An 11,805-nucleotide genomic window follows, 5' to 3' on the forward strand; every position below is an offset into this window, starting at 1 on the left:
ATCAGGCCTGAGACGGCCGGTCGGGCTGATAGCGGAGCACCGGAATCAGCACCTGGTCGACGACCTGGGTGAGGAACGCGTCATCGGCGGGTAGGCCGGACGCGACGATGCGGGACAGGGAGAGCGCGGGCGCCAGCTCGTGGAACAGCTCCCGTTCGCCGGCCTCCGGCGGGATCTCACCCCGGGCGGCGGCGCGGACCAGGATGGCCGTGCTGGCCACCCGCCCGGCGGGCAGCACCTGGTGACGCACCAGGCGTTCCAGCTCCGGATTGGTCCGCATGGCGAAGGCCAACGCCTGCATGAGATCGCAGTCGGCCGCACAGATCGCGGCCGTGGCGCGCAGCAACTCGATCAGGTCGCCGCGCAGGGAGCCGGTGTCGGGTGGGTTGTGCACGCCCACCTGCCGGTCGCGCAGGGCGGCGACGACCAACTCCGCCTTGCCGTCCCAGCGCCGGTAGATGGTGGCCTTGCTGACGTGGGCGCGGGCGGCGACGGCGTCGATCGTCAGCCGGTCGAAGCCGACCTCGCGCAGCAGGTCGATGACCACGGCGAACAGGTCGCTGGCGGTGCACCGCGGAGCCCGGGCCGCCGGCACCCCGGCACCCACGCCCACCTGCTGACCACCCAGCATCCCCGAACCCCCCGCGAAACGATGTCGTACCGACACTAGTTCCCGGTTGTCCGAACGCGCAGGTTTTCGTGAGTTGCATCGCACCGAGTAGACGAAACGATTGCGTTTCGAGCAGATGGCCGGCGGGTGAACCCGGTGGTCAGCCGCCGGGCGCGAGGATCACCGGCACGGCCATCGTGTTGATCCGCGAGCCGTCGCGGGCGGACACCTCGTACACCTCGACCGTGCCTTTCTGCTCCCGAGCCGTGCGCCAACCGACCACCACGCGGTACGCGCCCCGGCAGCCGCTGCCGCAACTGGCGGTGCCGAAACCGGTGGCCACCTCCCGGCCGGCGGCGTCCAACACCCGGACACTCACCGTGGCCTCGAACACGTCGGCGCTGCCGGTGACGGTGAGTGGGGTGGAGACACGGTCGCCGGGGATCGGGCCGGTGACCACGATCGGCGGCAGCAGACCGGTGTAGTCGGCTCGGTCGACCGGGGGCCCGTCGCCGAAGCGGACCTGCCGCACGGTGGGGAACTGGGTGAGCGTCCACACCACCTGCGCCTCGCGTAGCCGCCGGTTCACCGGATCGTCGGCGGACGCGACCCGCAGTGTCGCCACGCCGTCGGTGATCCGGGTGACCTCGACGCCGACCGGGAGCAGGGTGGTCAGCCCGGTGGCAGCCTCTGCCGGCGTGGGGCCGGCGGCCAGCTCGGTCAGCGCCAGTCGGGACGTCGCGACCGTGGCCGGCCGGGTCCGCCGGGTCGGGACGAGCTGCCCGGCGCGGACGAACCACAGCTCAATGGTCACGGTGTCACCGGTGCTGGTGCTGGCCGACGTCGGCGCGGCTTTCGTGGGTGACCGTGGCGGGTCCGATGGCACGGTGCGGGTCGGATCCGGACGTCCGCTCGGTGCGGCGCTCGACGGTGCCGCGCTCGTGGGTGCACCGGTGGGCGCCGGACCGAGCGCACCGGAGCGCGGTGTGCCGCACGCGGTCACGAGCAGCGCGGCGACGAGCACCGGCGTGATCGCCCGGGCGGCACCTCGCCGGCTCATCGCGCACCGCCCGCCACCGTGCCGGCGTGCCGCTGCTCGCCGTCGTCGCTCTGTGGCGCGGCGGGACCGTGGGCCGGCAGTTCCAGTCGGAAACAGGTGCCGACGTCGGGCCCGCTGCGGACGCTCAGCACGCCGCCGAGCAGAGCGGCGTGTTCCCGCGCGATGGCCAGCCCGAGCCCACTGCCCGGCGCGGAGCGGGACGGGTCGACCTGGTGGAACCGGTCGAACACGCGGGGCAGGTGCTCCGCCGGGATGCCCGGCCCCTGGTCGGTGACCTCGAAGACGACCAGCGGGCCTGCCCCGGCCACGCTGGCCCGGATCTCTCCGCCGCCGTGCTCGATCGCGTTGGCGATCAGGTTGGCCAGCACGCGCTCCAGCCGGCGCGGGTCGGTGCGCAGCGTGACCGAGTCGCCGGTGACCAGTACCCGCTCCGACCAACCGCGCGCGGCGACGATCCCGTGCAGCAGCGCCGACGCGTCGACGGGCCCGACGGCTGGTTGCTCCCGGCCGGCGTCCAGCCGGGAGATCTCCATCAGATCCTCCACCAGCCGGCGCAGCCGGACCACGTCGCCGACCAGCAGGCGCGCGGCCGGTCGCGCGTCGTCGGGCAGCTGGTCCAGGTGCTCGCGCAGCAGCGACGCCGCGGCCACCAGGGCGGTCACCGGGGTACGCAGCTCGTGCGCGACATCGGCGGTGAACCGCCGCTCCCGGGCCTGCGCAGCCGACAGGGCGGCGATCTTCGACTCCAGCGCCTCGGCCATCTCGTTGAACGACGCCGCCCAGACGCTGAACTCGTCGCGCCCGCGTACCGGCAGGCGGGTGGCGAGCAGCCCCTCGGTGAGCGCCCGAGCGGCCCGACTGGCCCGACCCACCGGCTCCAACGTGCGGCGGGCCAGCGCGTGACCCACCCCGGCGGCGAGCAACACCACGAGCACCCAGCCAGCCACCAGTGCGGTACGCAGCTGACCCAGGTCGGTGGCGACGTCGTCCTCCACGGTGAGCACGTACAGCTCGGCGGTCGAGCCGGGAATGCGCCCGCCGACCACCAACAGTCGAGGACGCTCCGTCGGCGCGGAGCGCTGGTAGCCGAGCTGCCCGCCCGCGACCGTGGCCCGCAATTCGGTGCCGAGCGCCGGCGCGTACGCGGGGTGCGAGGGACGGCTCGGGCCGTCGACGAGCACCACGTGCCGTCCGCTGGCCTCGAAGCTGGTGAGCAGATCGGTGCTGCGCTGCTCGGTCAGCGGGAGGAACTGTCCGGCGAGGACGAGTTGGTAGCGGGCGTCGGCGGCGGCCTCCTGTAGTGACGCGTCCAACCAGGACTGCCGTAGCAGCAGCCCGGTCCCGCCGGCGAGCAGGCCGGCCGAAACCCCGGCGACCAGGACGAACGCGATCGTCAGCCGGCGCCGCAGACGGCCCGGTGCCACCGCGCGTCCGGCCATCGCCGACCCTCCTGTCAGCCCATGGACAACTTGTAGCCGGCGCCGCGCACGGTACGGATCAGCCGTGGCTGCGCCGGGTCGTCCTCGATCTTGGCGCGCAGCCGCTGCATCGCGACGTCGACCAGTCGGGAGTCGCCGAGGAAGTTGTGGTTCCAGACCAGGTCCAGCAGCAGTTCCCGGGTGAAGACCTGGCCGGGTCGGCGGGCCAGCTCCAGCAACAGGCGGAACTCGGTGGAGGTCAGCGCGACCTCCCGACCATTTCGGCGGACCACGAAGCTGCCGGGGTCGATCTCCAGGGTCCCGACCTCGATCATGGTCGACGCGACCGGCGCGCTCGCCCTGCGCAGCACCGAGCGGACCCTCGCCACCAACTCGGGCAGGTCGAAGGGCTTACGCAGGTAGTCGTCCGCGCCGCACTCCAGCCCGACCACCACGTCGATCGTGTCGGTGCGCGCGGTCAACATCAGGATCGGCACCTGACTGGTACGCCGGATCTCCCGGCAGACCTCCAGACCGTCCAGACCGGGCAGCATGACGTCCAGCACGATCAGATCGACCGGGTGGGCTCGCCAGGCCACCAGGGCCTGCCGCCCGTCGACGGCGGTGTCGACCCGGAAGCCGGCGCGGCGCAGACCGAGGGCGGTGACCTCCCGGATGGAGGCGTCGTCCTCGACCACCAGCACGCGGCCCTCCATGGTGTGAGGGTAGACCCGCCGCCACGGTCCACAGACCTGGCAAAACGGTCGGTGTCGGCGGCCGGCCGGGCCACCGCCGCGCGCCGGGCATCCTGCAACGGCGGCAGGAGGTGCACTACCTTGCTCTCGACTTGGTCAGCTCACACGAGAGGCACGACGTGCAACGTTATGGCTGTGTGATCCGGCTCCGCCCGGACCAGCGGGAAACCTACCTGCGGTTACACGCCGCCGTCTGGCCGAGCGTCGAGCAGACGCTACGCGAGGCGAACTTCCGCAACTACACCATCTTCCTCCACGACGACCTGCTCGTCGGCTACTACGAGTACGTCGGTGACGACTACGACGCCGACCAGCGGCTCATCGCCGCGGACCCGCAGACGCAGGAGTGGTGGAAGCTGACCGACCCGTGTCAGGAGTCGCTCGCCGAACCCGGATCGGGGCACTGGTGGGCCCCGATGCGAGAGGTCTGGCACCTGGCGGACGAGTCGCCCGAAGAGGCACCCGACCAGGCACTGCAGGGCTCCCGGAGCTGAGGCTCGCCCGGCCGGACGGCAGCGAACCGTCCGGCCGTGCCCGCCCGGGGCGTGGTGTCGCCTCCGGACGGGCAGCCTGCTGCTCACTCCTGCCACTGGTGGGCCACGTCGAGCACGACCCGGCTGTGGGTGCCGGGGCCGGCCAGCACGATCACGCGGAACGGCAACCGAGCCCGTACGCCGACCGCGAAGGTGCTGTAGCCCTCGAAGCTGCCGCCGAAGACGACGTCGCGCAGCGTCGTGTAGCGCAGTACGTTCGCGACGTGCGCTCCGACCGCGTAGGGCACGGTGCCCTGGTGGGCGGCGTCGTACGCGGGGGCCCGCAGCGAGACCCGCAGCAGCGCGCCCCCGGCGGTGTACGGCGACAAAGCCAGCCCCTCGCCCTCGGTCCACGTCTCGCCGTAGCCGACCGCGTAACCGTCGACCGGGCCGGCGAACTCGAACACCACCCGGTCGTAGCAGTCGTGCCGGCCGGTCCGTACGTCGACCAGCGGGGCGTCGCTCAGCGTTCCGGCCGACTTCTCCGCGCTGCCCCAGGTGATCCCGCAGTACGCCGAACTGGTCGTGCTGCCCGCGGCGGTGCTGCTGCCCGCGCCGGCGACCAGCCCGGCGAGCACGACCGCCAACGCTGTCAGTGCACTCCTGATCCTCATGGTGGTTTCTCCGTTCGATGTTCGGGGCCACGTCGCGGCGGCGCTGCCGGTGACCCTCCGCTGCTGCCACCGTCGTCCTGCCTCGACACGGGTACTTCGCCGCGACGTAACCGCCACGTAACAGCGGATGAGGATCAATCGGCCGTGGGCGGCCGGTCCAGCGTGCGCAGCGGTGAGCAGAACACCGGGAGCCAGGTCATCGCGTTGGCGACCGCACCGGCCACCAGCGCGGTTCGGACGTCCACGTACTCACCGAGCACGCCGGCGAGCACCGCGCCGATGGTGAGCGACCCGGTGAGCAGGAACCGGAAGGTGGCGTTCATCCGCCCAAGCAGCGCGTCCGGGGTTGCGCCCTGGCGCAGACTGATCCCGATCACGTTGGCCACCCCCGTTCGCCAGGCCAGCGCCAGCCAGCCGCACGCCGCCACCCAGAGCATCGGCCCGGTATCAATCAGCGTGACCAACCCGCCGAGCGGTGCGACGAGCAGGCCGGGCAGCCAGAGCGCGCGACCGTGTCCGACCCGCTCCGCGAGTGGGCGGGCGGTCACCGCGCCGAGCAGGGCACCGATCCCGCCAGCGCCGAGGAAGAGGCCGAGGGCGGCGGCACCAAGCCCGAGCTCGCGCAGGAAGACCACCGGCAGCATGGTGGTGGTCAGCTGCATGGTCAGGTTGATGCTCGAGGTCGAGATGGCGAGCGGGCGGAGCAGCGGGTTGGTGGCCACATGCCGGACACCGGCAGCGAGTTGCCGGGCGAAACCGCCCGCCGCGCGTGGCGGACGTCGGCGGGGTGCGTCGGCACGGATGCGGGCCAGGATCACCCCGGAGACAACGAAGGTCACGGCGTCCAGCACGATCGCGACCGGTGCCGTGAGTGCCTGCACGACGAGCCCGCCGAGCCCTCGTCCGGCGATCTGCATGGTCGCGTTGGTGCTCATCAGGAGCGAGTTCGCCGCTACCAGCCGGCCCCGGCCGACCAGCTCCGGCAGATAGCTCTGCGCGGCGACGTCGGCGAAGACGGTGCCGACGCCGGTCAGTAGCACCACAAGGTAGAGCTGCGGGATGCTCAACCAGCCGGCCCACCAGGCCACCGGCACGGATGCGACCAGCGCCGCCCGGGTGAGATCGGCGGTGACCAGGACGGCGCGGCGCGGCAGCCGGTCGATCCAGACTCCGGCCGGTAGGCCGATCAGCAGGAACGCGGCGGTGCTCAGCGCACTGAGCAGCCCGACCTGACCGGGGCTTGCCGCCAGCAGGGACACGGCCAACACCGGCAGCGCCAACTGACCGATGTGGAAGCCGGCGCCGTCGATGAGAGCGGCGGTGTAGAGCAGGCGGAAGGAACTGGGCCAGGGGTCTGCCCGGTGCTCAGAAGTGGTCGTCGGGGTGGTGGTCATGGCATGTACGGTGCCGGGCCCGATGCTCGCGGCCGATAGATTTGACGTTCGCCGAATCCATCGGGGGGCACCAATGATGCTGGTGGGTCTGGACGCGCGGGACATGGCGATGATCCGATTCGCGGTGTCACCGCTGTGGGAGGCGGTGGCCAGTGTGCGGGTCGTCAAGCGGCCGCAGCAGTTTCCCGAGCATCTGGCCTGGTACGAGCGGGTCCGGCCGCGCCTGACCGGGGTGGACTGGCGACTCTTCGCCGACCTGGTGCAGGTGCCGACACCCATCATCCCGACCTTCGTCTGCCCGCCCCCAGCCACGTCGCAGCCCACCCTCGACGTCGAGTTGGCGACGCTCGTCGCTACCCCTCCCGAGGCGGTACGGTCCAGTCTCGACGCGCTACCCGGTCCGCGTTCGTCGTCTCTGACCGCGCTCTATGTCGACCCGTCAGCCGAGCTGAGGCGCCTCGCCGCGGCGATCCGGGCGTACACCGATGCGGTCATCGCTCCCTACTGGCCCAGGATGCGCACCCTGCTGGAGCGGGAAGTGCTGCTCGGCGCACGGCGAATGGCCAGCGACGGCGTGCACGGCCTGCTCAACCAACTCGACCCCTTCGTCCGGTTGGAGGCCGACACGCTGTCGGTGGAGCACGTCGTCCTGGCTGGCACGGTGCGACTCGACGGGCGGGGCCTGCTGCTCGTACCGTCGGTCTTCATCGGCCGCCGGGTGTGGTCGAACTTCGGGTCTCCGGGACAGCCGGTGCTGCGCTTCCCGGCGCGGGCGGTGGCCACGCTCTGGGAACGGGATCCGACCCCGCACGGGCGAGGGCTGGCCCGGGTGCTGGGTCGCACCCGGGCGGAGCTGTTGCATGAGCTGGCGGTCCCGACCTCGACCCTGGAACTTGCCAATCGATGCGGGCTCACGTCGGGCACCGTGTCACAGCATCTCGGCGCGCTGCGCGACGCCGGCCTGGTGGGCACCCATCGCGCCGGACGCTTCGTTCTCTACGCCCGCACAACGGCGGCCGAGACGCTCATCGCCGCTGGCGGTGCGGCTGCCATCTGAGGCCGGTCGGCGAGGCGCGACGCGAGGCCGCCACGGCGCTTGCGTGGTCTTCGGTATGAGGGTTCCGCTATGCCGGACATCGATCGTCGTGGCTTTAGCATTTACGTACATCGATGACCGGTGGCCGATGGTCGCCGGACGACCGCAGGGGAGTGCGTGATGTTCCGACGACAACTGAGACGTACGGTGCAGGCCGTGCTGGTGGCCGTGCTGGCCGCCGCCGGGGTGCAGCTCGCCACCGGCGCACCGGCCGCCGCCGTGCGGACCGTCTACTACGACGCGAGCCGGACCGGCGAGTTCCGCACCAACTTCGACCAGGCGGCGCAGATCTGGAATAGCCGGGTCAGCACCGTTCGGCTCCAGGCCGGCACCCCGGCCAGCATCACCATCACCGTCGACGACGGCTGGCCCCGGGCGCAGCCCACCGGCCTCGGCTCGGGCCGGATCTGGATGGGCCGCACGGCCGTCAACCAGGGCTACGACCGCAACCGGATCGCCGCCCACGAGATCGGCCACATCCTCGGCCTGCCGGACCGGCGCACCGGCCTCTGCACCGACCTGATGTCCGGCAGCAGCGCCCCGGTCTCCTGTCGCAACGCGAACCCCAGTTCGGCCGAGGCGAGCCGGGTGAACTCGCTGTTCGCCGGCACACTGGCCGCGCCCGCGGTCGGTGAGACGTACACCTGGAGCGGCGCCTCGGACATCGGCCCGACGGTGGTCGGCGGTCGGGCGGCCTCGGAGAACTACCCGTTCATGGTGTACGTCTCCGGCTGCACCGGCACGCTGATCAAGGCCAACTGGGCGGTCACCGCCAAGCACTGCTCGACGCCGTCGTCGGTGCGGGTGGGCAGCGTCAACCGCACCAGCGGCGGCACCGTCGTCGGGGTGACCCGTGCGGTCAACCACCCGAGCGTCGACGTCAAGCTGCTGCAACTGGCCAGCTCGGTCGCTTACGCCCCGGCCCCGATCCCGAGCACCTCCGGCGCGGTCGGCACCGCCACCCGGATCATCGGCTGGGGTCAGACCTGCGCGCCCCGGGGCTGCGGATCAGCCCCTGCGGTCGCCAACGAGCTGGACACGTCCATCGTGGCCGACACCCGCTGCTCCGGCATCAACGGCCCGTACGAGATCTGCACCAACAACACCAACGGCAACTCCGGCGCCTGCTACGGCGACTCGGGCGGGCCGCAGGTGCGCCGCGTCAACGGGGTGTGGAACCTGATCGGCGCGACCAGCCGGGCCGGCAACAACAACTCCACCTGCGCCACCGGCCCGTCCATCTACGTCGACCTGCCGTCGATCCGCTCCTGGATCTCCACCCAGGTCGGAGGTCTGCCCGTCTGACCATTGAGGACACTACGGGCGGGGACGTGCGCGACACGCGTCCCCGCCCCGACGCGGGTGTGTCACCACGCGCCGTCGCACTGGGGTACCGTGCCTGGCAGATCCTCACATCCGGGGTGGTCCATGCCTGCCGTCGTCGCCCTCGTGCTGACCCTCGCCCTCGTGCCCGCGCCGTCCCCGTCGACCACCTCGGGTCCGGTCGGCGACCTCCTCGGTGGCGTCGGCCGGATCGTCGACGACCTGCTCAGGGGTGGCAGCACGCCGAGCGCGGCTCCGACGCCGACCGCCACCCCGCCGTCCACGCCATCGGCCACCGACCTGCCCAGCCTGGCGGCGCCCCCCGCGCCCGCCAGGTCGTCGGCCGGTGTCCGACCCCCGGCGGCACCCGTCGCACCCGATCGCCCCGCCGGTGGCGAGGGCGCGGGCGCCCGCGAAGCCACCGTGCCACTGCCCAACAGTGACGCCCCCGCCCCGACTGGCCCGCCGACGCTCGCCTACCCCGCTCGCGACGGTTGGCCACCCGCGTACTACCTGCTGGTCGTGGCTGCCCTCGCGGTCCTGGCACTGCTGCTCCTGCACCGCCGCCCGGCGGTCGCCGCGCCAGGCCCCGCCGCCGCACCGGCGCCGGCCCCCGCTCCCGAGCCGGATCCCGGCCCCGTGCCGGACAATGTCAGCCGGCTCCCGACCAACCTCAACGCCATCTACGAGCTGGGCCGGCTGGACGAGCGGCTCGACCAGGAACGCCGCCGCCGAACCTGAGGGTCGTCGGCTCAGTGCGCCGAGTGGGCACCCGCGCGCCGCGGGATCTCATCGCGGTACGCCCCGACCGGCCCACGGTAGCGGACCTTGCCATCCGGGTACGGCCAGGCGCTGGCGGTGCAGCCATGAAGGCCCAGGGTCTGCTGCTGCATCACCGGCGCCGGCTGACCCCGCCTCGGGCACCGCTCGTGACCGAACCCGAGCCGGTGCCCCACCTCGTGGTTGACCATGTACTCCCGGTAGGTGGCGAGGTTCGCGCCGTAGCCCGGCACTCCCTGGACCCAGCGCGCCACGTTGAGCACCACCCGGTCACCGTTGCGGCACGAGGTGTAGCCGTCCGGCACGTCCTGGCAGAGTGTGTCGCGGGTGCCGGGGGTCGCCAGGTAGATGGTGAAGTCGGTCGGTTCGCCGGCACCCACCCGGCGCAGCCGCCACGTCCCGCCGGCCGTCCACCCGCGTCGGTCGTTCACCGTCGCGGAGATCGCCGTGGCGATGTCGTCCACCGGCAGGCCCCGGATGTCGCGCTCCACGGCGACCCGGTAGCGCAGCAGCCGACCGCCGGTCGCGCGTGCGGGTGCCGTCTCGGCGGGCGCCATCGACCAGCGGTTGCCGCCGGTGGCGGGGTAGCTGATGGGGACGGCAGGTACGACGGTGGGCGTCACACCGGCGACTCCGGTCGGCCGACCGGGAACGGTGGTCGCGGGTGGCCCGCCGGGCAACGGTCCGGCGGCGACGGGCTCGGTCGGGGGTTGCCCGGCGGCTGGCAGTTCGCATCCGGTGAGCAGCGCCAGCACCAGCAGCAACGCCGCTGAGGCGGAACGCCGCCGGCGGGTAACCTTCGTCGACATGTCTCTCCCCTCGCGCGCCAGTCGGCGGCTGCGCGGAGGAGAAGACGGGTGACCGTGGCGAAAAGTTGATGTTCCTCGGACTCAACCTTTTGCCCTCCTTCCCCGTCCATAGCGGTGTGGCACGGGGGAGGGTTCACGGTGGCGCGGGGTGACACGGAGTTCGTCGAGTTCGCGCGGGCGGCGTCCGCACGACTGGTGCATGCCGCGTTCCTGATGACCGGCGACCACCACCAGGCCGAGGACGCCGCGCAGACCGCTCTGGTCCGTACCTATGCCTCGTGGTCCCGGATCCACGACGACGACGCCTACGGGTACGCCCGCCGCACCCTGGTGAACCACCTGGTCGACGGGTGGCGGCGGCCGATACGGGAGTATCCGACCGAGGAGGTCCCCCCGCAGCGGCGCGACGACGTGGCCGACGAGGTGGCCACCCGGCGCTGGTTGATCACCATCCTCGGCGCGCTCAGCCCTCGCGAGCGAGCCATCGTCGTGCTGCGCTACTACTTCGACCTTCCGGAGGCGCAGGTGGCCCGGGAACTCGCCGTATCCGTGGGCACGGTCAAGAGCACCAGCTCCCGAGCTTTGGAGAAGCTGCGCACCGCCGCACCACGGGCGGCCGACGAGGAGGCGCGTCGATGAGCGAGCTGGACCGGCTCCGCCACGCCATGCGGGCGACCGAGCGCCCCGACGCCATGCTGGACCTGGCCACCGTCATGCGTGAGGGGCGGCGACTGCGTACCCGTCGGCGGGTCGCCGGAGCCGGGGCGGCGACGCTCGCGGCCGGGCTGGCCGCCGTCGTCGTCGTGGTGGCGGTCGGCGCCCGACCAGGCGATCCGCCGACGACCGAGCGTCCACCGCCGGTCGCCGTCGCTCCGCCACCGGCCGGTGTCTCGCCGATGGCGCCGAACTCGCTGGGGCCCACGCCACCGCCGACGATGGCCCCCGACGTGCCGCCCCCGAAGCCCCTGGGCCAGGTGATCGACAGTGGGGTGCGGCACGGCACCGACCAGCGGGTGTACTACGTCGTCAAGGTGTCGGTGCCCGGCCAGCCCAAGGTGTCCATCGGGCTGGCCGCCGGTCGCCGCGCCCCGGACGGCACGCTGACCACGGACATCCTGGTCAACGACGTCGAAGGAACTGACCGCGGGCCCGGCTTCCACGAGATCGGTTACGACGAGCGGGAATCGGCCGCGCCGGTGCCCACCTTCGGGTATTTCGTCGGCCCGGCCCAGCGGATCATCGGCACGGTGAATGGCCGGCAGGTCGATGCCCGGCTGACCCGCTGGAGTGCCGACAAGGAAGTGGTGATCTTCTGGTTCGACCCGGCCGAGCTGACCCCGGGGGAGCGGCTCGACGGCATCATCGCCCGCGACGGCAACGGCCGCCGACTCTGACGCGCTGGCGGCTGGTCGC

General features: G+C 72.4%; 13 protein-coding genes. 6 read left to right on the forward strand and 7 right to left on the reverse strand.

From position 1 onward, the window contains the following. Position 1: 1 nt before the first annotated feature. The 4 genes from ABZS37_RS25380 to ABZS37_RS25395 form a co-directional block, all read right to left on the reverse strand. Positions 2-631, reverse strand: coding sequence for a TetR/AcrR family transcriptional regulator (locus tag ABZS37_RS25380; protein WP_355172822.1), 630 nt, complete (start codon positions 629-631; stop codon positions 2-4). 139 nt (positions 632-770) lie between these two features. Next, entirely contained in the window at positions 771-1,670 is a 900-nt protein-coding gene (locus ABZS37_RS25385; protein ID WP_355172824.1) for a Gmad2 immunoglobulin-like domain-containing protein, read from the reverse strand. After that, positions 1,667-3,109, reverse strand: coding sequence for a HAMP domain-containing sensor histidine kinase (locus tag ABZS37_RS25390; protein WP_355172826.1), 1,443 nt, complete (start codon positions 3,107-3,109; stop codon positions 1,667-1,669). The genes ABZS37_RS25385 and ABZS37_RS25390 overlap by 4 nt, the downstream gene beginning before the upstream one ends. A 14-nt stretch (positions 3,110-3,123) precedes the next feature. Next, positions 3,124-3,804 (reverse strand): response regulator transcription factor, encoded by a 681-nt coding sequence (locus ABZS37_RS25395; RefSeq protein ID WP_355172828.1) that lies wholly within the window; start codon positions 3,802-3,804, stop codon positions 3,124-3,126. Between the two features lie 176 nt (positions 3,805-3,980). On the opposite strand from ABZS37_RS25395, the gene ABZS37_RS25400 reads away from it, so the two are divergent. After that, entirely contained in the window at positions 3,981-4,337 is a 357-nt protein-coding gene (locus tag ABZS37_RS25400; protein WP_355172830.1) for an L-rhamnose mutarotase, read from the forward strand. Positions 4,338-4,420: 83 nt separating this feature from the next. On the opposite strand, the gene ABZS37_RS25405 is transcribed toward ABZS37_RS25400, so the two are convergent. Together ABZS37_RS25405 and ABZS37_RS25410 are read right to left on the reverse strand one after the other, a co-directional pair. Continuing rightward, positions 4,421-4,990: a hypothetical protein gene (locus ABZS37_RS25405; RefSeq protein WP_355172832.1), complete on the reverse strand. Its 570-nt coding sequence runs from the start codon at positions 4,988-4,990 to the stop codon at positions 4,421-4,423. Between the two features lie 134 nt (positions 4,991-5,124). Beyond that, the gene (locus tag ABZS37_RS25410) at positions 5,125-6,384 is read right to left on the reverse strand and encodes an MFS transporter (RefSeq protein WP_355172834.1); all 1,260 of its coding nucleotides are present in this window, start codon (positions 6,382-6,384) and stop codon (positions 5,125-5,127) included. A 73-nt stretch (positions 6,385-6,457) separates the two neighbouring features. On the opposite strand from ABZS37_RS25410, the gene ABZS37_RS25415 reads away from it, so the two are divergent. The 3 genes from ABZS37_RS25415 (at position 6,458) to ABZS37_RS25425 (ending at position 9,544) form a co-directional block, all read left to right on the forward strand. Next, positions 6,458-7,441, forward strand: a complete 984-nt coding sequence (locus ABZS37_RS25415) for a helix-turn-helix domain-containing protein (protein ID WP_355172836.1) — start codon at positions 6,458-6,460, stop codon at positions 7,439-7,441. A 159-nt stretch (positions 7,442-7,600) separates the two neighbouring features. After that, positions 7,601-8,785: a snapalysin family zinc-dependent metalloprotease gene (locus tag ABZS37_RS25420; protein WP_355172838.1), complete on the forward strand. Its 1,185-nt coding sequence runs from the start codon at positions 7,601-7,603 to the stop codon at positions 8,783-8,785. A 123-nt stretch (positions 8,786-8,908) separates the two neighbouring features. Beyond that, positions 8,909-9,544: a hypothetical protein gene (locus tag ABZS37_RS25425; RefSeq protein WP_355172840.1), complete on the forward strand. Its 636-nt coding sequence runs from the start codon at positions 8,909-8,911 to the stop codon at positions 9,542-9,544. A gap of 11 nt (positions 9,545-9,555) precedes the next feature. Here the strand turns inward: ABZS37_RS25425 and ABZS37_RS25430 are convergent, their stop codons facing one another. After that, positions 9,556-10,392, reverse strand: coding sequence for a DUF3152 domain-containing protein (locus ABZS37_RS25430; protein ID WP_355172842.1), 837 nt, complete (start codon positions 10,390-10,392; stop codon positions 9,556-9,558). 138 nt (positions 10,393-10,530) lie between these two features. Here ABZS37_RS25430 and ABZS37_RS25435 point away from each other — a divergent pair, with 138 nt between their 5' ends. Together ABZS37_RS25435 and ABZS37_RS25440 are read left to right on the forward strand one after the other, a co-directional pair. Further along, complete coding sequence (locus tag ABZS37_RS25435; RefSeq protein ID WP_355172844.1) at positions 10,531-11,031, forward strand: SigE family RNA polymerase sigma factor; 501 nt, start codon at positions 10,531-10,533, stop codon at positions 11,029-11,031. After that, on the forward strand, positions 11,028-11,786 hold the full coding sequence (locus ABZS37_RS25440; RefSeq protein WP_355172846.1) for a hypothetical protein: 759 nt from the start codon (positions 11,028-11,030) through the stop codon (positions 11,784-11,786). Before ABZS37_RS25435 ends, ABZS37_RS25440 begins: the two co-directional genes overlap by 4 nt. Positions 11,787-11,805 lie beyond the last annotated feature (19 nt).

Origin of the sequence: Micromonospora sp. NPDC005413, assembly GCF_040606435.1 — a bacterium.
In the GTDB taxonomy this organism is placed as follows: Bacteria; Actinomycetota; Actinomycetes; order Mycobacteriales; family Micromonosporaceae; genus Micromonospora.